We start from the raw sequence: 24,759 nt of genomic DNA, 5'->3' as shown, positions 1-24,759 counted from the left end.
TGTCTTAGCCCCCTTTAATTTTTACGCAGAGTAAAATAAATAGCATGCTCAATGTTTGATTACTATCACGTTTCCATGAGTAGACAGGTCAAAATAGCGCATAAATTAAGCTTGTTTGTGATATTTAGCTAAAAAATGGCCAATCCTGACGAGAAAATATCAGGTCAGGATCGCTATGAGTCATGATTAATTACACAGATAAAAAAAAGTCCGCTATTTTCGATCACTAGCGCGTAATGGTCAACCGTGCGGGATCAATGTGGAACAACCGGGAAAAGTTATCTGTCGTGACCGCCGCCAGCGTTTCCAGCGTCGTCCCTTTCAGCACCGCCAAATATTCCGCCACATCACGAACATAGGCAGGCTGGTTTTCCTGTCCGCGGTAAGGGACCGGCGCCAACCAGGGAGAATCGGTTTCAATCAGCATGCGATCCAACGGCACGTAGCGGGCAACCTCACGCAGTGCTTCCGCAGTTCGAAACGTGATAATCCCGGAAAAGGAAATATAGAACCCCATATCCAGCAGTGTGCAGGCCGTAGCCAGATCTTCGGTAAAACAATGCAGCACGCCGCCGCACTTCTCTGCCTGCTCTTCCTTCAGAATGGCGAGAGTATCTTCCCGCGCCGCGCGGGTATGGACGATAACAGGCTTATGCAAATCATTGCCAATACGAATGTGTTCGCGAAAAGACGCCTGCTGCTGCGCTTTGGTTTCCTGCTGATAATAATAATCCAGCCCCGTTTCTCCCATCGCCACCACCTGGCTGGAAGCGGCCAACTGACGCAGTTCGGCATAGTCATAGGGTTCATTCTGATTCAAAGGATGGACACCGCAGGAAAACGCCACGTTATCCCGCATGCCGATCTGTTCCGTCATGGCGCGGAAACCCGGCAACGTCGTCGCTACCGCCAGAATGAAGCCGACCTCGCGGCTTTTCGCCTTCTCAAGCACATCAGACACATCTTTATGTAACGACTGATAATCCAGTCCGTCAAGGTGGCAGTGGGAATCAACTAACAACATGATATTTACCCAAAATAGATTAAGCAGAGAATGGATGAAAATGTCGCTGAACCGTGGCGGACAGGCTCTGTTCAGCATCAAGCAGCCGTTCCGTCAACAGCAGTTCACGGTTAACACCGGTTACCGTCAATAACTTTTGTCGGCAAACCAACCATTGGCGCAGTTCATACTGTAATTGGGCGTTGGCGGACTCATGCGCTAAACGTTCAACCAGTATTGCCTGATCCTGATTAACCCGATGTTCACCCGCGCCTTGCTGCCATTTTATCGCATCCAGCAGCAGTGAACTCAGCCAATGAATACGCTCATCGACATCATCATGATTTAGCAGAGAAATTAGCGAAAGCAGATCGCGAGATACCAGCGAGGCAAACACCCCCTGGCACAACGCGCCACGTTGTTTCCAGCGCTCCGGCCGCAACAACGACTCGGCGGCCAGCGGCGCGCCCGCCTGTAGCCTTAGCGCGGTGCGTATCGCCTGCGTATCGTTGCTATGACGCGTATTCAACCATAGCACGCTCTGGGTTTCGTCTGGTGGCGCCAGATACTGATACAGACAACGGCTGCGCATCGTCGCCAACAGACGCGACGGTTCGCGGCAGCCAAACAGAAAATAGGTGCTTTGCGGCGGCTCTTCCAATGTCTTCAGCAACGCATTGGCCGCGGCTTCGGTCAAAAGCTCGGCAGAGGGCAGCCAAATCACTTTAGCGCCGCCTTGTCGTGAATGCTGATAAAGTTTATCCAGCACGTCACGTACGGCATCAACGCCCAGGCTCTGCTTCCCTTTTTCCGGGCTGAGCATATACCAGTCAGGGTGTGTCCCCGCGATCATCAAATGACAGGCGTGGCACTTGCCGCAGCTTTTCATACCAGCGGGATGTTGACACATCAGCCAGCGACTTAAGGCATAGACCAATGCGTCATCGCCCATGCCAGCCAGCGCGTGCAGCAAAATGGCATGATGTCCTCTCCCCGCCTGATATTGCGCGATCAACTGACGGTAAGGCGCGTTAAGCCACGGATACCAATCCATTAGTCACGATCCTGAGAAAGCGCAACGGGCTGTTGAGGTAATCCCTGCTGTTGCAGCCATTCCCGCAAGGTTGCCTGAATAGCCGCACTGACGTTTTCCAGCGATTGGGATGCATCAATGGTGACGATGTCAGGCTCTTGCGCGGCCAACGCCTGATAGCGTGCGCGTGTACGTTCAAAGAACGCCAACGACTCCTGTTCGATACGATCCAGTTCCCCACGCGCCCGCGCCCGTTGCAGCCCGATGGCGGGCGGCAAATCAAGATAAAGCGTCAGATCTGGCCGAAAGTCGCCCAGCACGGTATCGCGCAATGACAGCAACAATTTCGGATCAATGCCGCGACCTCCACCCTGATAAGCCTGCGAAGAGAGATCATGTCGATCGCCAATCACCCACCGACCGTTGGCTAACGCGGGCTTGATGACATTATCGACCAATTGCACTCTGGCGGCGTACAACATCAGCACTTCTGCTTTGTCCGTCACCTTTTCATCCGCCATACCCTGCTTGATCAATTCCCGCAACTTCTCGGCCAGCGGCGTACCGCCAGGCTCACGCGTGAAAATAACGTCCTGTATACCGTATGTCCGCAACGTCTCGACAACAATCTCACGGGCGGTGGTTTTCCCTGCGCCTTCCAAACCTTCAATAACAATAAATTTACTGTTCATCCCGTTCCTTTAGCGCTGAGCGATATACCCTTACAGCACGGTTATGATCGGCAAGGTTAGTGGTGAAACGGTGCCCGCCTTTGCCGTCAGCCACAAAATAGAGATATGACGTTTTAGCCGGATGCGCGGCGGCTTCCAGCGACGCTCTGCCTGGCATGGCAATCGGCGTTGGCGGTAGACCGGAGATGATATACGTATTGTAAGGCGTTGACGTATCCAGCGCCTTACGGGTGATCGTTCCAGTGTACGCCTCTCCCATGCCATAAATAACCGTTGGATCGGTTTGTAAACGCATGCCGATACGCAGACGGTTAACAAAAACCGAGGCCACCTGAGACCGCTCCTCGCTCACCGCCGTTTCTTTCTCAATGATCGAGGCCATAGTAAGTAACTCATCCGGCGTTTTGTAAGGCAAACCGTCTTCTTTACCCTGCCATACTTCATCGACAGTGTTCTTCATCCGCTGATGAGCACGTTGCAACAGCGCCCGATCGGTAGTGTTCGCCGTATACAGATACGTATCCGGGTAAAACCATCCTTCCGGGTTGGGTTTATCTTTTATACCAAGATCAATCGCCACTTCCTGCATGCTTTTATCATGCAGTTCATGTTTAATATAGGGCGATTGACGCAGGGTTTCGAGCCAATCTCTCAGTCGCGATCCTTCAACAAACCGAATAGAAAACTGTGCTTCTTTTCCGCTGGCTAACAACGCCAGCATCTCACGGACTGTCATGCCAGTGGTAAAGCGGTATGTTCCGGCCTTAAACTTTGCCAGTTCCGGCTCGGTACGCAGCAACCAGGGAAAGAAGGTTCCTTCGGTTATGATTTTCTGATCCAGTAATAACATTTCCAACCCTTCACGCCCCGTCCCCGCTGGCAGCGTAAAAATCGTTTCTTGTCCAATCGCAAGTGGCGAACCGGCAAACCGCTGAAGTTTCTGCCACAGAAGCAGACTCGCCAACAGCAGCAAAGCAACTACCAGTACACCAATCTTCTTTCTCTTCATAAATCAACCATCGTCTAACAGTTAGGGCTCAGAAACCGGTAGAGATCTCTGGAGCGATAACACCAGACGTGCGCCTGGTTTACGGGAATAACGGGCATTAATGCATTACAGACTAAAACCTCATCTGCATCTTCGAGTGTGCCCAACGGTTCAGTGACAATGTGTACCTCAAAATCAGCGACGGCCAGCAGCGAAAGAATATGCTGTCGGGCTACGCCATCAACCCCGGCACAGGATAAATCCGGCGTATAAACCTGATTTCCCTTACGCCAGAATAAATTAGCCGCACAGCATTCCACCAGCGCGCCGGAAGTGTCAAGTACCAGCGTCTCATCGGCGGATGTCTGATCAAGATGCAGTCGAATTAAAACCTGTTCCAGCCGATTGAGATGCTTAATGCCGGCCAGCAGTGGATTTTTTGCCAACGCAACAGGACTCAGGTTCAAACTAATGCCCTGCTCACGCCAGCGGATATAATGCGCGGGAAAGTCAGCCTGCATAACAATGCGCGTCGGCTGCGTACCCCCCTGAGCACCGTATCCCCTGCCCCCCTGACCTCGCGTCAGCATGACTTTTACCACGCCTTGCCGACATCCCTGCGCGGCCTGTATCATTTCCGCGCTCAGCTGCGTCCAGTCAATAAGCGGCAACATCAGACGTTCAGCCGCATATTGCAAGCGCGCGATATGACGTTCAAGCCAGATAATCCGCCCCTCGTCAACTCTGGCCGTGGTAAAGCAGCCATCGCCGAACTGGGTGGCACGGTCTGAAACCGGCAACATTTCCTGCTGCTGACCATTTATCCAACGCATGCCTTTCTTCCTTTCAGCCAAAAGTCATCAGATTGCCAGTAGACCAAACCGCCCGGCAAGCAGCCATATCCGATTTTAGACGGGTCAAAAAACGCGCACCGTCGGCCCGCAGAGGGGTTGGCTGGCGACAAAAAAAAACCCGGAGACCGGGTTTTTTTAACGAGATAACGATGTTCAAGCCTTACGGAATACCAGTGAACCGTTGGTTCCACCGAAACCAAAGGAGTTACACAGCGTATATTCCATATTGCTGACCTGGCGTGCTTCATGAGGCACAAAATCAAGATCGCAACCTTCATCTGGATTATCCAGATTGATCGTGGGCGGTACCGCCTGATCGCGCAGCGCAAGAATACTGAAAATCGACTCAATTGCGCCTGCCGCTCCCAGCAAGTGACCGGTCATCGATTTCGTCGAACTGACCAATACACGCTTGGCATCTGCGCCAAACACCGACTTGACGGCCTGCGTTTCGGCTTTATCACCCGCGGGCGTTGAAGTGCCATGCGCGTTGATATAACCAATCTGAGAGGTTGAAATCCCAGCGTCAAGCAACGCATTTTCCATCGCCAGCGCTGCGCCTGCGCCATTTTCCGGCGGAGACGTCATATGGTAGGCATCGCTGCTCATACCAAAGCCGACCAGTTCCGCATAGATTTTAGCGCCGCGTTTTTTGGCGTGCTCATACTCTTCCAGCACCAACATACCGGCGCCATCGCCCAGCACGAAACCATCACGGTCTTTATCCCACGGTCGGCTTGCCGCCTGCGGGTTATCGTTGCGGGTTGACAACGCGCGCGCGGCGCCAAAGCCGCCCACGCCCAATGGCGTACTGGCTTTTTCCGCGCCCCCCGCCACCATAACGTCCGCATCGTTATAAGCGATGATACGGGCGGCATGACCGATGTTATGCACACCAGACGTACAAGCCGTGGCGATAGAGATGCTGGGGCCACGCAAACCGTACATAATGGTAAGATGCCCCGCCACCATATTGACGATGGTTGAAGGCACGAAGAACGGACTGATTTTACGCGGCCCGCCGTTCACCAGCGAGCTATGGTTCTCTTCAATCAAACCCAGGCCACCGATGCCTGAGCCAATCGCGGCACCGATACGCGATGCGTTCTCTTGCGTTACTTCAATACCGGAATCTTTCATGGCTTGAATACCCGCCACGATCCCGTATTGGATAAAGGCATCCATTTTGCGTGCTTCTTTACGCGAAATGAATTCCTCATAGTTAAAACCTTTTACTAAGCCGGCAAAACGCGTTGCGTAGGCACTAGTATCGAAATGGTCCATCAGGCTGATACCACTCTGACCGGCAAGAAGAGCACTCCAGGTAGACTCAACTGTATTGCCGACAGGAGATAACATGCCCAATCCGGTCACAACAACTCGACGCTTAGACACGCTTGTCCTCCAGGGAGGGAAAAAAATTACACTGCGGGACAAAAAACTTAGGCGGTCGAGTGACCGCCTAGATATGTTCGCTTACTGCTGGTTAGCCTGAATGAAATCAATGGCTGCCTGAACAGTCGTGATTTTTTCGGCTTCTTCGTCTGGAATTTCAGTATCAAATTCTTCTTCCAGGGCCATTACCAGCTCAACAGTGTCAAGAGAATCAGCGCCGAGGTCATCAACGAAAGAAGCATTGTTTACGACTTCTTCCTGCTTAACACCAAGCTGTTCAACGATGATTTTCTTAACGCGTTCTTCGATAGTGCTCATACTCTTAAATTTCCTATCAAAACTCGCTTTCGCGATGGTTTTCGTAGTGTATAAAATGTTGAAAAAGATGCAACAAAATCCCGGCTGGTCGAACCACGATTTTGTGCTATTTTGCGGTCATCACCGCAAATAACGCAAATAGTTTCGTATTTTTTAGATCATATACAGGCCGCCATTGACATGCAATGTTTCACCGGTAATGTAACCCGCCTCGTCAGAGGCTAAAAATACCACAGCACTGGCTATTTCTTTAGCATCACCAAGCCGGTTGGCTGGAACCTGGCTCAAAATGCCTGCGCGCTGTTCTTCTGTCAACGTCTGAGTCATATCAGTTTCAATAAAACCCGGCGCGACAACGTTTACCGTAATACCACGAGAGGCCACTTCACGAGCGAGAGATTTGCTGAAACCAATCAGCCCAGCCTTCGCCGCCGCGTAGTTTGCCTGCCCCGCGTTCCCCATCGAACCCACAACGGAACCGATAGTAATAATGCGGCCAAAACGTTTTTTCATCATAGCACGCATGACCGCTTTGGACAGTCGGAACACGGATGTCAGATTCGTATCCAGAATATCCTGCCATTCGTCATCTTTCATGCGCATCAACAGGTTATCGCGCGTAATTCCGGCGTTATTGATCAAAATGTCGATTTCACCGAATTCAGCGCGAATATCCGCCAGTACGTTATCGACTGACGTCGCATCGGCGACATTCAGCATAAAACCTTTACCGTTTTCACCCAGCCAGGCGCTGATGGCTTCAGCCCCTTTTTCGCTGGTTGCGGTTCCAATGACTTTCGCGCCCCTGGCAACCAATGTTTCAGCAATCGCGCGACCTATGCCGCGGCTTGCTCCAGTTACCAGCGCAACTTTTCCCTCAAAGCTCATTGCTTTCTCCGTCCTTATTTTTCAAGTGCCGCTGACAACGACGCAGGATCATTCACCGCAGCGGCTGTCAGGGTATCGATGATTCGTTTCGTCAACCCGGTCAGAACTTTGCCAGGCCCTACTTCCAGCAGTGATTCAACGCCTTCTGACGCCATGAACTCGACACACTCGGTCCAGCGAACCGGGCTATAGAGTTGGCGCACCAGCGCGCTGCGGATCGCTTCCGGCGTCGTTTCAATACGCGCGTCAACATTATTGACCACAGGAATTGAAGGAGTCTGGAACGCGATGGACTCAAGCGCCGCTGCCAGTCTTTGCGCTGCGGGTTCCATCAATGCACAGTGAGACGGTACGCTGACGGGCAACGGCAAGGCGCGTTTGGCGCCCGCCGCTTTACAAGCAACGCCAGCACGCTCTACCGCTTCTTTGTTGCCGGCGATAACAACCTGTCCCGGCGAGTTGAAGTTTACGGGTGACACCACCTGTCCCTGTGCGGACGCTTCGCACGCTTTGACGATCGCTTCATTATCAAGACCGATGATCGCATACATGGCGCCTGTGCCTTCCGGCACTGCTTCCTGCATAAATTTGCCACGCAATTCAACCAGACGGACAGCCTGTTGGAAATCCAGCACGCCCGCACAAACCAGCGCTGAATACTCGCCCAGACTATGACCGGACATCAGCGCAGGCCGTTTACCGCCCTGCTGCCGCCAGACACGCCAGATCGCCACGGAAGAGGCCAATAACGCAGGCTGGGTCTGCCAGGTTTTATTTAATTCCTCAGCCGGCCCTTGTTGGGTAAGCTGCCACAGGTCATAACCCAACGCGTCGGAAGCCTGAGCAAAAGTTTCGGCGACAACCGGATAGACCGCGGCCAGTTCAGCCAGCATACCGATAGTTTGAGACCCCTGCCCCGGAAAAACCATTGCAAATTGCGTCATATAAAAATCCTGTTTAATCAAAAACGAATCAGTGCGGAACCCCAGGTAAAGCCGCCGCCAAAGGCTTCGAGCAATACCAGTTGGCCAGGCTTGATACGCCCGTCGCGCACAGCTTCATCCAAAGCGGAGGGTACAGAGGCCGCGGACGTGTTGCCATGACGTTCCAGCGTCACAACCACTTTATCCATCCCCATCCCTAATTTTTTCGCCGTCGCGTTGATAATACGCAAATTAGCCTGATGCGGAACCAACCAATCTAATTCGCTTTTCTCCAACTGAGCAGCCTGTAACGTTTCCTCAACGATATGCGCCAGTTCGGTCACCGCCACTTTAAAGACTTCATTGCCCGCCATGGTCAGGTAGGCTGGCGTTTCACGATGGTGACGATCCTGATGCGGCAATGTCAGCAACTCGCCGTAGCGACCATCCGCGTGCAGATGGGTGGTAAGAATGCCCGGTTGTTCCGATGCCGCCAATACGACGGCGCCAGCGCCATCGCCAAACAGAATAAGCGTACCGCGATCTTCAGGATCCAGCGTGCGGGATAAGGTATCGGAACCGATAACCAAAGCATAATCCACCGCACCGTTTTTGATATATTGATCGGCTACGCTTAAAGCATAGGTAAAACCGGCGCAGGCCGCAGCCAAATCAAAGGCGATCGTATCTTTTATATCGAGCAATTGCTGGATCTGACAGGCTGAACTTGGGAATGCATAGTTTGATGATGTCGTCGCAACGATCAGTAAACCAACTTTCGACTTATCAATGCCCGCCATGTCCAGCGCGTTTTTCGCGGCATGGCATCCCATGGTCGCGACATTTTCGTCTGGCGCGGCAATGCGGCGTTCACGAATGCCGGTACGTGTCACGATCCATTCGTCAGACGTCTCCACCATCTTCTCTAAATCAGCGTTCGTCCTGATTTGCTCAGGCAAATAACTGCCCGTTCCGATTATTTTTGTATACATGTACGCTCAGTCACTCTTGGGTAATACAGCTTCTAGACGGGCGGCAATTCGCTCTGGCAGTTGCCGCCGTACCGTCTGCATTGCCTGTTCAATGGCAACGGCAAACGCTCTCTGATTCGCTGCGCCATGGCTTTTGATTACGGTTCCCCGCAATCCTAACAGACATGCGCCATTATATTGGTCAGGATTCAAATGACCGAAACGCTTTGACAATCGTTTTTGTAACAAACGACCCAACCACTTCAACCACCAGGACTGTGTTGACTTATGCTCAGTACCCGAAGAAGAGGATTTCAGCAGCGATAGAAACATCCTTACTACGCCTTCCATGGTCTTCAAGGTAACATTACCGACAAAACCGTCACAAACCATGACATCCGTCTTTCCTGTCAACAATTCATTGCCTTCAAGATAACCGATATAGTTAATCGACGGCGTATGTCTCAATTGGCTTGCCGCATCGCGGATGTTACTGAGACCTTTACTCTCTTCTTCGCCAATATTCAGCAAAGCAACCCGCGGATTGTCCAGATCCAGCACGACTTCCGCCATCACAGAGCCCATCACGGCAAACTGAACCAACATCGTGCTGTCGCAGTCCACATTGGCGCCCAGATCCAGCACCACTGTTTTGCCATGCCGCTGATGAGGCAAAATGGAAACCAGCGCCGGGCGCTCAATCCCCTCGATAGGTTTGATCAAAAGCTTCGCCAGCCCCATCAGCGCGCCGGTATTGCCCGCACTGACGCAAGCTTGCGCTCTTCCGTCTTTAATCAGTTCAAGTGCGACACGCATTGAGGTTCCGCGACTGGCCCGGATAGCCTGCGACGGTCTTGCATCACTGGCAATAACCGATTCAGCCGGAATAATCTCTAACCGGGATAATCGTTCAGAATCGACTTTGGCAAGTAATGGCGTAATCGCAGCGGGATCGCCAACTAATAAAAGATTGAGAGCAGAATTAGAAGCCAGCGCCTGCAATGCAGCAGGCACTGTTACGCGGGGACCGAAGTCCCCGCCCATCGCATCTAACGCCAGAGTTAGGCGTGTCAAAGTATTGCCTTGCTAATAATTCGCAAGAATTACTTGGCAATAACCTTGCGACCGCGGTAGTAACCGTCCGCAGTGATGTGGTGACGCAGGTGAGTTTCGCCGGAAACTTTATCTACGGATACAGAAGAGGTAGTCAGCGCATCGTGAGCACGACGCATACCACGTTTGGAACGGCTAGGTTTGTTCTGTTGTACGGCCATGGACCTTACTCCTTAATTACTTACGCTTTAAACTGGCTAATACGGCAAACGGATTCGGCTTTTCCGCCTCTTCAGGCAACTTGCCGAACACCATGTCCGCTTCGGACACTTCACAGTGTTCAGAATCATGTACCGGGGCGATAGGCAACGTCAGGATGATTTCATCTTCAATCATTGCCAGCAGATCGACTTCGCCAAATTCATCAACGTCGATCGGTTCATACGCTTCCGGTAAAGCTTCGGCCTGTTCATCATTGATGACCGGGCTAAAACAAAATGTCGCATGAACCTGATGCTCAAATGGCTTTCCGCAGCGTTGGCACATTAATGTCACCGTCACATCCGCGCTACCGTCAATCACCGCCAGGCGCTGATTATCAATATGGAAAGACAAAGAAGCCTGAACATCACTGTCCACACTCACCACTGACGCAGCAACGCGCATTACTTGTTCAGCCGTATAGATACCAACATAATCCAAACGCTTTTGAGCAGTGCGAACCGCATCAACGGTTAAGGGTAATTTTACCTTTTGCATAGGGCGCGCATATTAACGTCGTAACGACATAGAGTCAAAGAAAAAGGCTGTGAAGCACAACCTTTCACCAATATTCGCTTCCAGAGCGGCGCACAGTTTAAAATGCCTTTCATCATTACGCTACGGTTTATAAAAAAATTATGCATCAGATCGTTCTCGCTTCCACCTCACCTTATCGAAAAATGCTGCTGGAAAAGCTGGGCATTCCTTTTATCTGCGCCGCCCCGGAGATTAATGAAACCCCGTATCCCGGCGAAGATGCGAAGGCATTAGTGGCGCGACTGGCGCAAAGCAAAGCCAGCGCATTAGCGGCGCACTATCCCAACCATCTTATTATTGGTTCCGATCAGGTGTGTGTGCTGGGAGATGAGATTACCGGCAAGCCGCACAATAAACCCAATGCCGTGCGCCAATTACAACAGGCAAGCGGTCAATGCGTCTCTTTTTTTACCGGTTTAGCGCTTTTCAACAGTGCGCAACAACGCATGCAAAGCGTGGTTGAACCGTTCGACGTCCATTTCAGGACGCTGACGGATGATGAAATTGACGGCTATCTGGAAAAAGAACGGCCCTGGCACTGTGCCGGCAGTTTTAAAAGCGAAGGATTGGGCATCGCCTTGTTCGACCGCTTATCGGGACGCGATCCCAATACGCTGATCGGCTTACCGTTGATAGCGCTGAACGCGATGTTGAAAAAAGAAGGGGTGAACCCGCTGTCCAGAGACTAACTCGTCGGCCTCCCCTGGTCAGGGGAGGCCGACAGGATTGAGAGATTACGTTTTTGTTTTACGCAATACGTGCAGACAGCGACGCAACTGTTCATCCAGCGGCGCTTCGATTCTGAGCGTCTCCCCGGTATCAGGGTGCGCAAAACGTAACGCCTGCGCATGCAGGAAGAGACGTTTCAGCCCCGTCCCCGCCAGTTGCTGATCGAATTCCCGCTCGCCATAACGATCGTCAAATGCGATGGGGTGTCCGGCATATTGCGTATGCACGCGAATCTGATGAGTCCGACCGGTTATCGGGCTGGCGCGAACCAATGTCGCCAAATCATCAAAGCGCTCTTCCACCTTAAAGCGCGTTTCCGAGGGCTTGCCTTCACTATTAACACGCACGATACGCTCGCCGCTTTGAAGAATGTTTTTCAGCAGCGGCGCCTGCACGACTTTACAGTGCGACTGCCACTGTCCGCGAACCAGCGCCAGATAATCCTTCTGCATCCCTTTGAGACGCAATTGCTCATGCAACGAACGCAGCGCCGAACGCTTTTTGGCTACCAGCAGCACACCGGATGTATCACGGTCGAGGCGATGCACCAGTTCCAGAAAGCGCGCTTCGGGACGTAACGCCCGCAATCCTTCGATCACGCCGAAACTCAATCCACTGCCGCCATGCACCGCCGTACCGGATGGTTTGTTCAACACCAGCAGATAATCATCTTCATAGAGGATGCAATCAGCCAGCGCCGCGACTTTACCAAGGCTGGCGGAAACCGGCGTTTCATCACGTTCCGCTTGTCTGACCGGCGGAATACGGATTTCATCTCCGGCCAGTAATTTATATTCTGGCTTTATCCGCTTTTTATTTACCCGCACCTCCCCCTTTCGCAAGATGCGGTAAACCATACTTTTCGGCACGCCTTTTAACCGGGTATGCAAAAAGTTATCAATGCGCTGTCCCGCCTCATCAGCGGAAATCGTTACAAATTGTACTGAAGGATTGTCTGTTTTCATGATGCGCGATTCTAAATAGAGCAGCCAGATAGCGCCACTTCTTTTTCTGTGCTTAACTGTGTGTCTGACTTATGAAGATAATTGTTATACCAACAGGTTTGGCTGATTTTAGTCTCAACCACTATCAGTTTGGGTGATGACAGCACAACTATCTTGATACTGACAGGCAAAGTCACCTTGCTATAACAGTGTCAGCAATGGAATAATGCTTTTGCGTTTTCCGTGCTGATTTCCATTAAAACAAGGGAAATTGCGGAATTATTAAGTTTGCCTGATAACACAAACACGCAGCAATGGCGTAAGACGTAATGTGTAATCAAGCAGTTAGCGGGCTGCGGGTTGCAGCTTGGCCGGCCAATGGAATCAGATCTGGCGACATTATTCAGAAGCTGTTCCCTCAATAAATGCGCTGTTTTCCATCAGGAAACACAGGCTACCGAAACATGCGTCTCTATGCAGGCGACAACCGGGAGGTTGACGTCCCTGCGATAAGCCACGAGGCCATCGGTTCACTCCGGTCATGCGGGTCTTTTGTCCGCAGCTCTATCAATAATGCAAGTAAAAATAACGAGTAAGTTAAAGATGAAGAGAATGTTGATTAACGCGACTCAGCAAGAAGAGTTGCGTGTTGCCTTGGTTGATGGTCAACGGCTGTATGATCTGGATATCGAAAGTCCCGGTCATGAGCAAAAGAAAGCAAATATCTACAAAGGTAAAATCACGCGTATTGAACCCAGCCTTGAAGCCGCTTTTGTTGATTATGGCGCTGAAAGACATGGTTTTCTCCCTCTCAAAGAAATCGCTCGCGAATATTTCCCCAATAACTATGCTTCTCATGGCCGTCCCAACATCAAAGATGTCTTGCGCGAAGGTCAGGAAGTTATTGTTCAGGTCGATAAGGAAGAGCGAGGCAACAAAGGCGCAGCACTGACAACGTTTATCAGTCTGGCCGGCAGCTATTTGGTGCTGATGCCGAACAACCCGCGCGCTGGCGGAATTTCTCGCCGGATCGAAGGCGATGACCGCACGGAACTGAAAGAAGCCTTAGGTTCATTGCAGTTGCCGGACGGTATGGGATTGATTGTTCGTACCGCTGGCGTGGGCAAATCCGCCGAAGCGCTGCAATGGGATTTGGCTTTCCGTCTGAAACACTGGGAAGCCATCAAAAAAGCGGCGGAAGGGCGCCCTGCGCCGTTCCTGATCCACCAGGAAAGCAACGTCATTGTACGCGCATTCCGCGACTATCTGCGTCCTGATATCGGTGAAATCCTGATCGACAACCCTAAAATTCTCGATCTGGCCAAAGAGCACATTTCCGCGCTTGGTCGTCCCGATTTCAGCAGCAAAATCAAATTGTACAGTGGTGAAATTCCCCTGTTCAGCCATTATCAAATCGAATCCCAGATTGAGTCGGCTTTCCAGCGCGAAGTGCGTCTGCCATCCGGCGGCTCTATCGTCATTGATACCACGGAGGCGCTGACGGCCATCGATATCAACTCCGCCCGCGCCACCCGCGGCGGCGATATTGAAGAAACAGCTTTCAATACCAATCTGGAAGCCGCTGATGAAATTGCCCGCCAGTTGCGTTTACGCGATCTGGGCGGACTGATCGTCATCGATTTCATCGACATGACGCCGGTACGCCACCAGCGTGAAGTTGAGAACCGTTTGCGTGATTCGGTGCGTCAGGATCGCGCTCGTATTCAGATTGGCCGCATTTCACGTTTCGGTTTGCTGGAAATGTCTCGTCAGCGCCTGAGTCCGTCGTTGGGCGAGTCAAGCCATCACGTTTGCCCTCGTTGCAGCGGCACTGGGACTGTACGTGATAATGAATCGCTCTCGTTGTCTATTCTGCGGCTGATCGAAGAAGAAGCGCTCAAAGAGAACACCAAAGAAGTTCACGCCATTGTTCCCGTGCCTATCGCTTCCTATCTATTGAATGAGAAACGTGACGCCGTTAATGCGATAGAGAAACGTCAAGGCGGCGTTCGCGCCATTATCGTTCCACACGATGGCATGCAGACACCGCACTACTCGGTGGTGCGCGTGCGTAAAGGCGAAGAAAAAACGACGCTCAGCTACCTGTTGCCACAGCGACTGGAAACCGAAGCGCAACAGTTGCAGGAAGAACAGACCATTGAGCGCAAGCTGCCGGAACAACCGGCGCTGGCAACCTTTACCATGCCGGATATGCCAACGGTTGCCGAAGAGCGCGCATCGGAGACGGCAAAAACCGCGCCGACGGCAACTTCAACCACGGCGGCGCAACCTGGCTTCATCAGCCGTGTTCTTGGCGCACTAAAAGGTATTTTTGCCGCAGAGACCCCGGCTGAGGCAACCGCCGCGACTGACGAGCAAAAGTCAACATCCGCCGCCCCCGGCGAAGGCCAGCGTCAGGAGCGTCGTCATTCTCGTCGCCAGGGTAACAATCGTCGCGATCGTGGTCCTCGCGATAATCGTGAACCACGCGAAGAACAGCGCCGCAACAAACGTCCGGCCCCGGAGAACCTTGCTGAAGCGCCGGTTACTGGCGACGAAAAAATCTCGTCGGATGAGCAGCCTCGTCGTGAACCACGCGCAGAACGTCAGCGTCGTCGTCAGGATGACAAACGTCAGCCACAGCAGGAAATCAAAGCACAGAATGTGAGCGTTGCCGAGACGGATGACAACAGCGGCGAACAGGAAAAATCCGCTCCGGTTATGCAACGCCGTCAACGTCGTCAGTTGACGCAAAAAATTCGCGTTCAATCCGAAAGCGAACTGAATGCCGTCGATGCGATGCCTGCCGTCGCGGTGGAGGCTGTGCCAGCGCCGGTCAAAGCGGCTGTCGAACCCGTTAACGCGGCAGATAACATCGAAACCGATAATGATCAATCGACGGATACCAACCGTGCGAATGCGGAGAATGGCGGTATGCCACGTCGTTCGCGTCGTTCACCGCGTCATTTACGCGTCAGCGGACAACGCCGTCGTCGTTATCGTGACGAGCGTTATCCGACGCAATCTCCTATGCCGTTGGAATATGCGGCCTCATCGCCGGAAATGGCGTCTGGAAAAGTGTGGGTAAGCTACCCTGTCGCGCAGACCCAGACTGATTCAGCTTCGCAAGAGAGTGAAATGGCGGCGCTAACCACGCCACTTCTGCCGGTGATTGTCGATGATGTCGCGCCGAACGCTGAAAGCGTCGTGCAGAATGCTCCCATTCAGACAATTAGCGAAACCGCTTCCAGCGCATCAGCCGCCACGGAAATTGCCGAGCAAGCGCAAGCGATCGCGACTGAACAAGTGCCTGAGTCCGTACCTCAGGAACCAGAAGAGAGCACCGCGCAAGCGGTGGATGTTCAAACGGTTACGACTGTTGAGACAGCAGAAAAACCTGCCATGGAAGCAGCAGTGGCAGAAACCGCTGTCGCGGAATCTGAAGAGATAGAGCACGCACCCATCGTGCAGGATCTCGTCGATACCGTTGCAGACGTTTCCACGCACGCAGAGGAAGCCACCGCCGCGATACCGGAAGAACAACCGGCAGAAGCCATCAACCAGTCAGAAGAACCGGCGGCTGATGACAACATTGCTCAGGCTGCGGTGAAACATGATGCGGAACCGGTTATTGTTGCCGCTCAACCGGGGATACCATCGGCATCCGCTGGCGTTGAAAAACCGGCTTACAAGCACCTTGCCACAGCGCCCATGACTAAAGCGCCGGCACCGGATTATCAGCCGGAACCTGCTCGTCATAGCGATTGGGTTCGTCCTGAGTATCAGTTTGCCGGAAAAGGCTCCGCAGGTGGTCATGCCGCAGTTAACAAAGCAACGGCTCCCGCAACCAAACCAACGGCAATCAGCGAATAAAACCGATTTGCTTCATTGCAAAATACAACACCCGCCGTTTGGCGGGTGTTTTTTTATCTCTACCCCGCTTATCCCAGGGATTTAAGCAACTTTATCTCCATCCTTTCCGTTTTACCGTCCAGTTCGGCAATTAGGCGTTTAAAGTGTGCGCTTTGATCATGTTCGTCCAGTATCGCCTGACTTTTCCAACGTTCAAAAAAGACAAAAGATCCAGGGGCGTCGATCTCTTCGTGGAGATCATACTGTAGGTTACCTGGCTCCTGACGGCTGGGTTCGACCACCCTTTTTACCGCCGCGGCGACATCATCTAAAAACTCGGCTTTCGCTTGCAAACTGGCAACGATACGAATTTCCATGGTAATCCTTACTTTATGGATTGATTAAAAGGTCTGTCTATGAGAGGCCAATTGCGACTTAATTTCAAGCATTCATCAACAAACGGATGCATTCACCATGCTTTGCGCTTATTCTTATTCCCCGCCGTATCAGTCCCATATTCAACAGACAGATGATGTTTTTACTGACCGCCGGAGCGTTATTTCATGACCGCACAGCCCACTATGCTAAAAATTCGCCGCCCTGACGATTGGCACATTCACTTACGTGACGATCTGATGCTGAAAACGGTTCTGCCCTATACCAGTCGCTTTTTCGGTCGTGCAATCGTCATGCCTAATTTGACGCCGCCCGTCACCAGCGTAGCAAGCGCTACGGCCTATCGAGAACGCATTCTGGCGGCGATCCCGGAAGGCGATAATTTTCAGCCCTTGATGACCTGTTATTTAACGGACTCACTGGATGTCGCTGAGATCGCAAACGGCTTTGAGCAAGGCGTATTTACCGCAGCCAAATTATACCCGGCCAATGCCACCACCAACTCCAGCCACGGCGTCACAAACATTACCCATATTGCGTCTGTTCTGGAAAAGATGCAGGCGATTGGCATGCCGCTACTGATCCATGGTGAAGTGACGGAGCCGTCGGTTGATATTTTTGATCGTGAAGCCAGATTTATTGAATCGATTCTGGATCCATTACGGCAGCAGTTCCCGGAACTGAAAATCGTCCTTGAGCACATTACGACCAAAGAAGCAGTACAATATGTTGTCTCTGGTAACCAATATCTTGCGGCGACCATTACACCTCAACATTTAATGTTCAATCGTAATCACATGTTGGTTGGCGGAATACATCCACACCTGTATTGTCTGCCGATTCTCAAAAGAGATATCCACCAGCGGGCGTTGCGCGAAGCTGTGGCCGGTGGTTGCGAACGGTTGTTCCTCGGCACAGACTCGGCGCCGCATGGCAGACACAGAAAAGAATCCAGTTGCGGCTGTGCGGGAGTCTTTAACGCCCAAGCCGCATTAAGCGCCTACGCCACCGTTTTCGATGAAATGGGCGCGTTGAGCAAGCTTGAAGCCTTCTGCTCCCTGAACGGCCCACGTTTCTACGGTTTACCGGTCAATGAAGACTGGATCGAGCTTTACCGCGAGCCGGTGACTTTCCCGCAGGAAATTCCCATGGAGAGTGAGTCATTGGTTCCTTTTCTGGCCGGACAAAGCCTGAACTGGTCGGTTCGCTAATCACACAGCCCATCATCCTGCGGATGATGGGCAAAATTTCCTGCACGGCTTGCGCTTTCCCAACAACAACTGTATAAATAAACAGTTAAAACGGAGGCAATCATGCGTGTAGAAATTACCCTGTCAAAGTCATCCCCATTACCCACGGGCGCGTTAGAAGCGCTTCAGCATGAACTGGAGCAGCGCATCCACAAACATTATCCTGATACCCCGATTCTGGTTCGCTATGCCGGAGCCAATAATCTGTCTGTCATGGGAGCGAACAAAGATGATAAAGATCGTATCTCTGAAATCCTGCAAGAAACCTGGGAAAGTGCCGATGATTGGTTTATGTCGGAATGATTAAGAAAAAACTGAATATGTATGTCTCAGTATAAGGTTTACGCAATTTCGCCCTATGCTTTAGTCGCCAGCGCGGTGTTCTATCTGTTGAAAATCGCGTATGAATGATAAATTATGTACAGTGAATTGATACAAGTCTTTCGCCCTTGTGTCATGACGATGATGTGACGATAATTATGGTATGACGGAGGATACCGATTATGACAGTTGAGAAGCCAGAAGAAGCAATGACATTCGGGGAACTGCTGGAGTTAATCGCTGAACAACAGCGAAAAATCGACGTTCTGGAGCTTGCTTTTTCGTCTCTGGTCTTCTGTCTTGATGAAAAATCAAATCAGCTGATGATTCACAACTTGAAGCTGGAATCACAAAACGAAAACCGTGATCCAGTGATGAAAAAGCATCTTGCCCGGTTTGCCGCCACACTAGAGAAAAATGCTGGTTTAAATACCGAATAGTTTTTTCATCCTTTTCTGCTTGCCTATCATTTGGAGTAAATGGATATTTGTCTCATGCGTTTTAATTTATGTTGGTATTTTTTTTTGCAAAAAATTTGAAAATATTTTCCATAAACTAAATATGCAAGGATATACTTAAGTTGCTCTGGTAAATAAGGAGCCGCCTAAACCTCGTTAGTCACTCATGTTAGTAACTAGTCAATAAGGGGTAATTATGGATAGAAAAAATGAAGTTATTCAGACACATCCTCTTGTAGGTTGGGACATCAGCACCGTTGACAGTTATGATGCCATGATGATCCGTTTACACTACTTGTCCACCTCGGATCAAGCACCTGACGAAGCGCAAGTTGACCGCACGCTATGGTTAACAACAGATGTAGCCAGACAATTGATATACATTCTTGAAGCTGGCATTGCAAAGATTGAATCCACGGATTGTCAGTCCAGTGACTACCGTAAACATTAGTTGTTGATATCGCTCGTTAATTTTTTGAGTACGGATTTATCTCATCACCTGGCTATAATAACAACACCGCCTTTATTGGCGGCGTTGTTATTTTTAATACAAAGCGTCATATCCTAATATCACCCCACCGTAATTTTCCTCAAAGCTGCATAATAAATAATCACGGACTGCATCATTATTCAGCGAATAGACAAATGATCAAGTGGAGAGTTTAATGCTGAGATACTATGATTTGTCTTATCTGTATTGAAACGTGAACTGATAAAAACTTAATACCCTTATCATCTACGTTGATTACATTGAATGAGGTTCAAATTTAAATTCAAAAAATTTGCTCAAAGTTACAATAATGTATTTTTTTTGAAATTTTATTTTGCATTTGTTTTTTTTCATGTTTAATTTTTGCCAGGTTGATCATGTTATCTATGTAACAAGGAGCTATCACCATGCTTTGGCGTAATACCTCGTCCCGTTACGGGCATGTCAGCATTCTTCTTCATTGGATATCAGCGCTAACTATTTATGGCATGTTTGCATTAGGGCTATGGATGGTAACATTGGGATACTATAATGATTGGTATCATCTGGCGCCTGAAATTCATAAAAGTATCGGCATTCTACTGTTCGCGCTGATCATCTTTCGCATCGTCTGGCGCTTCATCTCCCCGCCGCCGGCGCCATTAAGCAGCTATTCCACTCTTACACGCATCGGCGCCACGCTAGCGCATATCGCTCTGTATGTCGTGCTGTTGGGCATTTTAATCAGCGGTTATCTGATCTCCACCGCCGAAGGACAACCTATTTCAGTTTTTGGCTGGTTCTCTGTACCAGCCACATTAAGCGGTTTGACGGACCAAGCCGATATCGCAGGCACCGTGCATCTTTATCTTGCCTGGGCGGTGGTTGTGCTCTCAGTACTGCACGGTTTAGCCGCATTAAAGCACCATTTTATTGATGGTGACACCACGTTGAAACGGATGTTGGGTCGCAACATCTCTTAACTTTCTGGATTTATGGAGAAAAAACAATGCTGAAGAAAACATTATTGGGTCTGACAGCCTTTTCTTTACTTGCTTCCGCTAGTTCCGCACTGGCTGCGGAGTACAAATTTGATAAAGAAGGCCAGCACGCCTTTGTTCAATTTCGCATCAAACATCTCGGCTACAGCTGGATCTATGGTGGTTTTAATGATTTCGATGGTTCTTTTACTTTTGATGAAAAGAACCCTGCGGCAGATAAAGTGAATGTCACCATCAATACCAACAGTGTCGATACCAATCACGCTGAGCGCGACAAGCATATTCGCAGTGCTGATTTCTTAAATGTGACGAAATTTCCGCAAGCAACCTTTACATCTACTGAAGTGAAAAAAGACGGTGATGATGAGTTTGATATCACGGGTAATCTGACGCTGAATGGCGTCACTAAGCCAGTGAAACTGGAAGCGAAACTGATGGGTCAAGGTGATGATCCCTGGGGCGGTTATCGTGCCGGTTTTGAAGCTGAAGGCACTATCAAGCTGAAGGATTTCAATATTACCACTGATCTGGGTCCCGCATCGCAGGAAGTGGAATTGATTATTTCTGTCGAAGGTGTTCGTCAGAAATAAGTTTGCCGTAGCCACTGTAATACCTGACAAGCCCTTTTATGATAAAAGGGCTTGTTTCAAACTGGCTTCATCTACTCATCGAATGATGGGCCGGGAATACGCAAAGCTGACTTCAATAATCCTTTCGATTTATTAAAGATCTTCATCCCGTTTTCACGCCCGCTACGCCTTGCCCGCTGCTCTTCCAGTGGAAGCTTCATCTCTTCCTGACAGTTGAGACTACAACATCCCTGGTATTTTTCAGCACACGCCGGACACTGAATAAACAGCAAATGACAACCTTCGTTACGGCAGTTGGTGTGACTATCGCTGGGCGCGCCGCACTGATGACAATGGGCGATCACATCATCAGAAATACGCTCTCCCATGCGCTCATCAAAAACGAAGTTTTTACCAATAAACTTCAACGGCAACCCTTTTGCTTTAGCCTGACGCGCGTACTCGATAATGCCGCCTTCAACGTGATAAACATTTTTAAAACCATGATGCAGCATATAGGCACTCGCCTTCTCGCAACGAATGCCCCCGGTGCAATACATGACGATATTTTTGTCACGCGCATCATTGAGCATTTCTACCGCCATGGGCAGTTGTTCACGAAACGTATCGGAGGGAACTTCCAGCGCATTTTCAAAATGCCCGACTTCGTATTCATAGTGATTACGCATATCAACAAATAGCGTGTTCGGGTCCTCCGCCATCGCGTTGACCTGCTCAGCTTGCAGATACTGGCCAACATTCGCCGGGTTAAAGGTGGGGTCGTCAATGCCATCCGCAACAATACGATTGCGCACCTTCATACGCAATACCCAGAATGATTTACCGTCATCGTCCAGCGCAATATTCAACCGAATTTGGTCGAGAGCGGGATGCATATTGAACAGCGTCAATTTAAACGCCTCAAACTGATTACTGGGAACACTGATTTGCGCATTGATACCTTCAGACGCAATGTAGACGCGGCCAAAGACCTGTAACTGCTCGAATTGAATATACAGACGATCGCGAAATGCTTGCGGCTCATCAATCGTAAAATATTTATAAAAGGAAACTGTGGTGCGCGGCTCGGTTTCCGCAAGCATACGCGCTTTCAGTTCCTCATTGGAAACCCGGTTATGTAACACTGGCATGGTGTACTTTTCCTGTCTGCATTGAGGTAAATGAGTGCTTTTCGCCGCCAGAATTCGCTCTGGCGGACAAAATCGCCCGCATCATACCTGATCACGCGACGACTGTCAGTGTGTGCAATTGTAGAGAGAGTATGAAATAGTAATCGCATTATACGCAGGACGTCATACTGTTAATCTGGGGTGTGTTCTCCAAATCTAATGGGTAAACCACAATCTAAGGTCGTCACTATGAGTCAGCTATTCTCTCCCGTTTCGCTTGGTCAACTTACGCTACCGAACCGAATCATCATTGCGCCAATGTGCCAATACTCTGCGGATGAAGGCAAAGCAACCGCGTGGCATACCATGCATCTGGGAAATCTTTCGCATTCCGGCGCGGGGCTGCTCATCATAGAAGCAACGGCGGTCGTACCGGAAGGACGCATCTCGCCCAGAGATCTGGGATTATGGGATGACGTGACTGAACAGGCGCTCGCGCCAGTGATCCAGGCAGTAAAGCGCTACTCAGACATGCCATTGGGTATACAACTGGCACATGCTGGCCGCAAAGCGTCAACAGATGTTCCGTGGGGCAATCGCGCATTTCTGCGCGCAGAGCAAGGCGGCTGGCAGACGGTGGCGCCCTCGGCCATCCCTTACGATGAAACGGACGATGCGCCGCTCGCGATGTCGCAGCAGCAGATTCGCGAGTTGATCACTGCTTTTGTTGAATCGGCCAGGCGAGCGGATCGTCTCGGTTTTGATTTGGTAGAACTTCACGCCGCTCATGGGTACTTACTGCATCAGTTCCTATCTCCATTGGCCAATCAGCGCACGGACGAATATGGCGGCTCATTGCAGAACCGTCTGCGTTTGCTGCTGGAAGTTTACCAGGCGGTTCGTGATGTCTTTCCAGCCCATAAAGCGGTAGGTGTGCGAATCTCAGCAACTGACGGCGTTGATGGGGGCTGGGATTTAGCGCAATCCCTTGAACTTAGTAAAGTGTTGCATGAATCAGGCTGCGATTTTATTCATGTCTCCAGCGGCGGAATGTCTGCAAAACAGCAGATTCACCCGGCGCCGAACTATCAGGTGCCTTACGCTCAGCGAATCAAACAGGAAGTCGGCATTACTACGATTGCAGTCGGGTTGATCACCGAACCTGAACAGGCTGAAGCCATTGTTGCAACGGGTGAGGCCGATGCTGTCGGGTTGGCTCGCGCCATGCTGTTCAACCCGCGCTGGCCGTGGCATGCGGCGATCAAGCTAGGCGTTCAAGTCACTGCGCCGCCGCAATACTGGCGCAGTGAACCTCGTTATGCCAAAGATATATTTAAGCAGTAATGCATGACCGCCAATCCTGATGGGTTGCCGGTTCTTTCTTGCCTTAATACCACCAAAGGTTAAAAATCGGCATCAGGAAATGATATCATTACGTCCGCTCCGTTTTTTGTATAAAAATCAGGCTGAAACACGTTGCCAATTTGTTTTCTTATGAAACTGCCGCAATACTTTACCCTGCTGAGTAACACTTTATAGCCAACAGATTTCAAGGCGCCGAAAACGGCTGCTCGCTTACTTGTCTCATAGTCAACGATGTGAGCAGACGAAAAGGTAGCCCCAGACCTGAAAGATGGTGGATATACTCATTCTTTTTAACGGTATGTGTGCTGATACGCACCAAAATGTTGATACTAAGGCCATGACACAAATCCCTTATTTTAATCGTTCACTGTTGCACCCGCGTTACTGGGTAACCTGGTTAGGTATCGGCATGCTTTATCTCATCGTGCTATTGCCTTATCCCTTGCTGTATTGGTTCGGCACTCGACTGGGACGGCTGTCCATGCGTTTATTGCCACGGCGTGTTGAAATTACCACCAGGAATATTGAACTTTGCTTCCCCGATATGCCACTGGCGGAACGCCATGAGTTGGTCAAAAAGAATTTCGAGGCCGTCGGGATGGGCCTGCTTGAAACCGGTATGGCCTGGTTCTGGCCCGACTGGCGTATTGAACGTTGGTTCAGCGTCAAGGGTTTTGAGCATATACAGCCGCTGCGGGAACAAAATCGCGGCATTCTGCTGATCGGTCTGCATTTTCTGACGCTGGAACTGGGCGCGCGTATCTTCGGCATGAAAAACGCGGGAATCGGTGTCTATCGCCCCAACGATAATAAATTGATTGATTGGCTCCAGACCTGGGGCAGACTACGGTCGAATAAAACCATGCTGGATCGTAAAGATCTGAAAGGGATGATTCGGGCGCTAAAGCAAGGGGAAATCATCTGGTACGCGCCGGATCACGACTATGGCCCGCGCAGTAGCGTATTCGTTCCCCTGTTTGCGGTGGATAAAGCGGCGACGACAGTAGGAAGCTATATGCTGGCCAAAGCAGCACATCCGGCCATCGTGCCTTTTGTTCCCCGGCGTTTACCGAACGGGCGCGGATACGAATTGCTGATCCAACCAGCGGAATTGGATATTCCAGTGGAAAACGAAACCGTCACCGCGGCATGGATGAACAAAATCGTTGAACAGAATATTATGCTGGCACCCGACCAATACATGTGGCTGCACCGTCGTTTTAAAACGCGCCCGGCAGGTGAGCCTTCACTCTATTAATCGTTCCGCTTATCCCTCCACGACAACGTCGTGGAGGGATAAGCGTCTCAGCGTCATCTACCTGAAAAATTAAAACATTTTTGCTAGGCTGGCATGATCAC

At 50.6% G+C, this 24,759-nt stretch carries 26 protein-coding genes; 10 read left to right on the top strand and 16 right to left on the bottom strand.

What is annotated here, in order from left to right; all coding sequences use genetic code 11:
* Window positions 1-226 precede the first annotated feature (226 nt).
* From NC856_RS00330 to yceD, 13 genes are all read right to left on the bottom strand, one after another.
* A complete protein-coding gene (locus NC856_RS00330) occupies window positions 227-1,024 on the bottom strand; it encodes a metal-dependent hydrolase (RefSeq protein ID WP_264088412.1) in 798 nt (265 codons plus the stop codon).
* A 19-nt stretch (window positions 1,025-1,043) separates the two neighbouring features.
* Window positions 1,044-2,057: a DNA polymerase III subunit delta' gene (gene holB, locus NC856_RS00325; RefSeq protein ID WP_264088411.1), complete on the bottom strand. Its 1,014-nt coding sequence runs from the start codon at window positions 2,055-2,057 to the stop codon at window positions 1,044-1,046.
* Complete coding sequence (gene tmk, locus NC856_RS00320) at window positions 2,057-2,728, bottom strand: dTMP kinase (RefSeq protein ID WP_264088410.1); 672 nt, start codon at window positions 2,726-2,728, stop codon at window positions 2,057-2,059. The genes holB and tmk overlap by 1 nt, the downstream gene beginning before the upstream one ends.
* Complete coding sequence (gene mltG, locus NC856_RS00315) at window positions 2,718-3,737, bottom strand: endolytic transglycosylase MltG (RefSeq protein WP_264088409.1); 1,020 nt, start codon at window positions 3,735-3,737, stop codon at window positions 2,718-2,720. Before mltG ends, tmk begins: the two co-directional genes overlap by 11 nt.
* A 14-nt stretch (window positions 3,738-3,751) precedes the next feature.
* Window positions 3,752-4,549, bottom strand: a complete 798-nt coding sequence (pabC, locus tag NC856_RS00310) for an aminodeoxychorismate lyase (protein WP_264088408.1) — start codon at window positions 4,547-4,549, stop codon at window positions 3,752-3,754.
* Between the two features lie 174 nt (window positions 4,550-4,723).
* Entirely contained in the window at window positions 4,724-5,965 is a 1,242-nt protein-coding gene (fabF, locus tag NC856_RS00305) for a beta-ketoacyl-ACP synthase II (protein ID WP_264088407.1), read from the bottom strand.
* Window positions 5,966-6,046: 81 nt separating this feature from the next.
* A complete protein-coding gene (acpP, locus tag NC856_RS00300; protein ID WP_005970506.1) occupies window positions 6,047-6,283 on the bottom strand; it encodes an acyl carrier protein in 237 nt (78 codons plus the stop codon).
* A 153-nt stretch (window positions 6,284-6,436) separates the two neighbouring features.
* On the bottom strand, window positions 6,437-7,171 hold the full coding sequence (gene fabG, locus NC856_RS00295; RefSeq protein ID WP_264088406.1) for a 3-oxoacyl-ACP reductase FabG: 735 nt from the start codon (window positions 7,169-7,171) through the stop codon (window positions 6,437-6,439).
* A 14-nt stretch (window positions 7,172-7,185) separates the two neighbouring features.
* Entirely contained in the window at window positions 7,186-8,115 is a 930-nt protein-coding gene (gene fabD, locus NC856_RS00290) for an ACP S-malonyltransferase (protein WP_264088405.1), read from the bottom strand.
* A 17-nt stretch (window positions 8,116-8,132) separates the two neighbouring features.
* Entirely contained in the window at window positions 8,133-9,086 is a 954-nt protein-coding gene (locus NC856_RS00285; protein WP_264088404.1) for a beta-ketoacyl-ACP synthase III, read from the bottom strand.
* 6 nt (window positions 9,087-9,092) lie between these two features.
* Window positions 9,093-10,139 (bottom strand): phosphate acyltransferase PlsX, encoded by a 1,047-nt coding sequence (plsX, locus tag NC856_RS00280; RefSeq protein ID WP_264088403.1) that lies wholly within the window; start codon window positions 10,137-10,139, stop codon window positions 9,093-9,095.
* Between the two features lie 29 nt (window positions 10,140-10,168).
* The gene (gene rpmF, locus NC856_RS00275) at window positions 10,169-10,339 is read right to left on the bottom strand and encodes a 50S ribosomal protein L32 (RefSeq protein ID WP_009112338.1); all 171 of its coding nucleotides are present in this window, start codon (window positions 10,337-10,339) and stop codon (window positions 10,169-10,171) included.
* 16 nt (window positions 10,340-10,355) lie between these two features.
* Entirely contained in the window at window positions 10,356-10,877 is a 522-nt protein-coding gene (yceD, locus tag NC856_RS00270; protein ID WP_264088402.1) for a 23S rRNA accumulation protein YceD, read from the bottom strand.
* Window positions 10,878-11,017: 140 nt separating this feature from the next.
* On the opposite strand from yceD, the gene NC856_RS00265 reads away from it, so the two are divergent.
* Window positions 11,018-11,605, top strand: a complete 588-nt coding sequence (locus NC856_RS00265) for a Maf family protein (protein WP_264088400.1) — start codon at window positions 11,018-11,020, stop codon at window positions 11,603-11,605.
* 45 nt (window positions 11,606-11,650) lie between these two features.
* Here the strand turns inward: NC856_RS00265 and rluC are convergent, their stop codons facing one another.
* Window positions 11,651-12,610 (bottom strand): 23S rRNA pseudouridine(955/2504/2580) synthase RluC, encoded by a 960-nt coding sequence (gene rluC, locus NC856_RS00260; RefSeq protein WP_264088399.1) that lies wholly within the window; start codon window positions 12,608-12,610, stop codon window positions 11,651-11,653.
* A gap of 582 nt (window positions 12,611-13,192) precedes the next feature.
* On the opposite strand from rluC, the gene rne reads away from it, so the two are divergent.
* Complete coding sequence (gene rne, locus NC856_RS00255) at window positions 13,193-16,462, top strand: ribonuclease E (RefSeq protein ID WP_264088398.1); 3,270 nt, start codon at window positions 13,193-13,195, stop codon at window positions 16,460-16,462.
* A gap of 68 nt (window positions 16,463-16,530) precedes the next feature.
* Here rne and NC856_RS00250 read toward each other — a convergent pair whose 3' ends face one another.
* Window positions 16,531-16,818 (bottom strand): putative quinol monooxygenase, encoded by a 288-nt coding sequence (locus tag NC856_RS00250; RefSeq protein ID WP_264088397.1) that lies wholly within the window; start codon window positions 16,816-16,818, stop codon window positions 16,531-16,533.
* Window positions 16,819-17,004: 186 nt separating this feature from the next.
* Here NC856_RS00250 and pyrC point away from each other — a divergent pair, with 186 nt between their 5' ends.
* From pyrC to NC856_RS00220, 6 genes are all read left to right on the top strand, one after another.
* Entirely contained in the window at window positions 17,005-18,048 is a 1,044-nt protein-coding gene (pyrC, locus tag NC856_RS00245) for a dihydroorotase (RefSeq protein WP_264088396.1), read from the top strand.
* Between the two features lie 102 nt (window positions 18,049-18,150).
* Window positions 18,151-18,390, top strand: coding sequence for a DNA damage-inducible protein I (dinI, locus tag NC856_RS00240; protein WP_264088395.1), 240 nt, complete (start codon window positions 18,151-18,153; stop codon window positions 18,388-18,390).
* A gap of 200 nt (window positions 18,391-18,590) precedes the next feature.
* Window positions 18,591-18,848: a hypothetical protein gene (locus NC856_RS00235; RefSeq protein WP_109053203.1), complete on the top strand. Its 258-nt coding sequence runs from the start codon at window positions 18,591-18,593 to the stop codon at window positions 18,846-18,848.
* A gap of 214 nt (window positions 18,849-19,062) precedes the next feature.
* On the top strand, window positions 19,063-19,317 hold the full coding sequence (gene bssS, locus NC856_RS00230) for a biofilm formation regulator BssS (RefSeq protein ID WP_113868045.1): 255 nt from the start codon (window positions 19,063-19,065) through the stop codon (window positions 19,315-19,317).
* Between the two features lie 446 nt (window positions 19,318-19,763).
* On the top strand, window positions 19,764-20,318 hold the full coding sequence (locus tag NC856_RS00225) for a cytochrome b (protein ID WP_264088394.1): 555 nt from the start codon (window positions 19,764-19,766) through the stop codon (window positions 20,316-20,318).
* Between the two features lie 29 nt (window positions 20,319-20,347).
* Complete coding sequence (locus NC856_RS00220; RefSeq protein WP_264088875.1) at window positions 20,348-20,926, top strand: YceI family protein; 579 nt, start codon at window positions 20,348-20,350, stop codon at window positions 20,924-20,926.
* Window positions 20,927-20,997: 71 nt separating this feature from the next.
* Here the strand turns inward: NC856_RS00220 and trhO are convergent, their stop codons facing one another.
* Window positions 20,998-22,056: an oxygen-dependent tRNA uridine(34) hydroxylase TrhO gene (gene trhO, locus NC856_RS00215; protein ID WP_264088393.1), complete on the bottom strand. Its 1,059-nt coding sequence runs from the start codon at window positions 22,054-22,056 to the stop codon at window positions 20,998-21,000.
* Between the two features lie 228 nt (window positions 22,057-22,284).
* On the opposite strand from trhO, the gene NC856_RS00210 reads away from it, so the two are divergent.
* Together NC856_RS00210 and NC856_RS00205 are read left to right on the top strand one after the other, a co-directional pair.
* On the top strand, window positions 22,285-23,379 hold the full coding sequence (locus NC856_RS00210) for an NADH:flavin oxidoreductase/NADH oxidase (RefSeq protein ID WP_264088392.1): 1,095 nt from the start codon (window positions 22,285-22,287) through the stop codon (window positions 23,377-23,379).
* Window positions 23,380-23,737: 358 nt separating this feature from the next.
* Window positions 23,738-24,658, top strand: a complete 921-nt coding sequence (locus tag NC856_RS00205; RefSeq protein ID WP_264088391.1) for a Kdo(2)-lipid IV(A) acyltransferase — start codon at window positions 23,738-23,740, stop codon at window positions 24,656-24,658.
* The last annotated feature ends 101 nt before the right edge of the window (window positions 24,659-24,759 follow it).

This window comes from Brenneria izbisi, assembly GCF_025840185.1.
Lineage (GTDB): Bacteria > Pseudomonadota > Gammaproteobacteria > Enterobacterales > Enterobacteriaceae > Brenneria > Brenneria izbisi.
Note: the sequence above shows the minus strand (reverse complement) of the source record. Positions and strands in the feature narration are given on the sequence as shown.

Coding starts and splice junctions, on each gene's coding strand:
- NC856_RS00330 (WP_264088412.1), bottom strand. CDS start 1,024: ATGTTGTTAGTTGATTCCCACTGCCACCTTGACGGACTGGATTATCAG.
- holB (WP_264088411.1), bottom strand. CDS start 2,057: ATGGATTGGTATCCGTGGCTTAACGCGCCTTACCGTCAGTTGATCGCG.
- tmk (WP_264088410.1), bottom strand. CDS start 2,728: ATGAACAGTAAATTTATTGTTATTGAAGGTTTGGAAGGCGCAGGGAAA.
- mltG (WP_264088409.1), bottom strand. CDS start 3,737: ATGAAGAGAAAGAAGATTGGTGTACTGGTAGTTGCTTTGCTGCTGTTG.
- pabC (WP_264088408.1), bottom strand. CDS start 4,549: ATGCGTTGGATAAATGGTCAGCAGCAGGAAATGTTGCCGGTTTCAGAC.
- acpP (WP_005970506.1), bottom strand. CDS start 6,283: ATGAGCACTATCGAAGAACGCGTTAAGAAAATCATCGTTGAACAGCTT.
- fabG (WP_264088406.1), bottom strand. CDS start 7,171: ATGAGCTTTGAGGGAAAAGTTGCGCTGGTAACTGGAGCAAGCCGCGGC.
- fabD (WP_264088405.1), bottom strand. CDS start 8,115: ATGACGCAATTTGCAATGGTTTTTCCGGGGCAGGGGTCTCAAACTATC.
- NC856_RS00285 (WP_264088404.1), bottom strand. CDS start 9,086: ATGTATACAAAAATAATCGGAACGGGCAGTTATTTGCCTGAGCAAATC.
- rpmF (WP_009112338.1), bottom strand. CDS start 10,339: ATGGCCGTACAACAGAACAAACCTAGCCGTTCCAAACGTGGTATGCGT.
- yceD (WP_264088402.1), bottom strand. CDS start 10,877: ATGCAAAAGGTAAAATTACCCTTAACCGTTGATGCGGTTCGCACTGCT.
- NC856_RS00265 (WP_264088400.1), top strand. CDS start 11,018: ATGCATCAGATCGTTCTCGCTTCCACCTCACCTTATCGAAAAATGCTG.
- rluC (WP_264088399.1), bottom strand. CDS start 12,610: ATGAAAACAGACAATCCTTCAGTACAATTTGTAACGATTTCCGCTGAT.
- rne (WP_264088398.1), top strand. CDS start 13,193: ATGAAGAGAATGTTGATTAACGCGACTCAGCAAGAAGAGTTGCGTGTT.
- NC856_RS00250 (WP_264088397.1), bottom strand. CDS start 16,818: ATGGAAATTCGTATCGTTGCCAGTTTGCAAGCGAAAGCCGAGTTTTTA.
- pyrC (WP_264088396.1), top strand. CDS start 17,005: ATGACCGCACAGCCCACTATGCTAAAAATTCGCCGCCCTGACGATTGG.
- dinI (WP_264088395.1), top strand. CDS start 18,151: ATGCGTGTAGAAATTACCCTGTCAAAGTCATCCCCATTACCCACGGGC.
- NC856_RS00235 (WP_109053203.1), top strand. CDS start 18,591: ATGACAGTTGAGAAGCCAGAAGAAGCAATGACATTCGGGGAACTGCTG.
- bssS (WP_113868045.1), top strand. CDS start 19,063: ATGGATAGAAAAAATGAAGTTATTCAGACACATCCTCTTGTAGGTTGG.
- NC856_RS00225 (WP_264088394.1), top strand. CDS start 19,764: ATGCTTTGGCGTAATACCTCGTCCCGTTACGGGCATGTCAGCATTCTT.
- trhO (WP_264088393.1), bottom strand. CDS start 22,056: ATGCCAGTGTTACATAACCGGGTTTCCAATGAGGAACTGAAAGCGCGT.
- NC856_RS00210 (WP_264088392.1), top strand. CDS start 22,285: ATGAGTCAGCTATTCTCTCCCGTTTCGCTTGGTCAACTTACGCTACCG.
- NC856_RS00205 (WP_264088391.1), top strand. CDS start 23,738: ATGACACAAATCCCTTATTTTAATCGTTCACTGTTGCACCCGCGTTAC.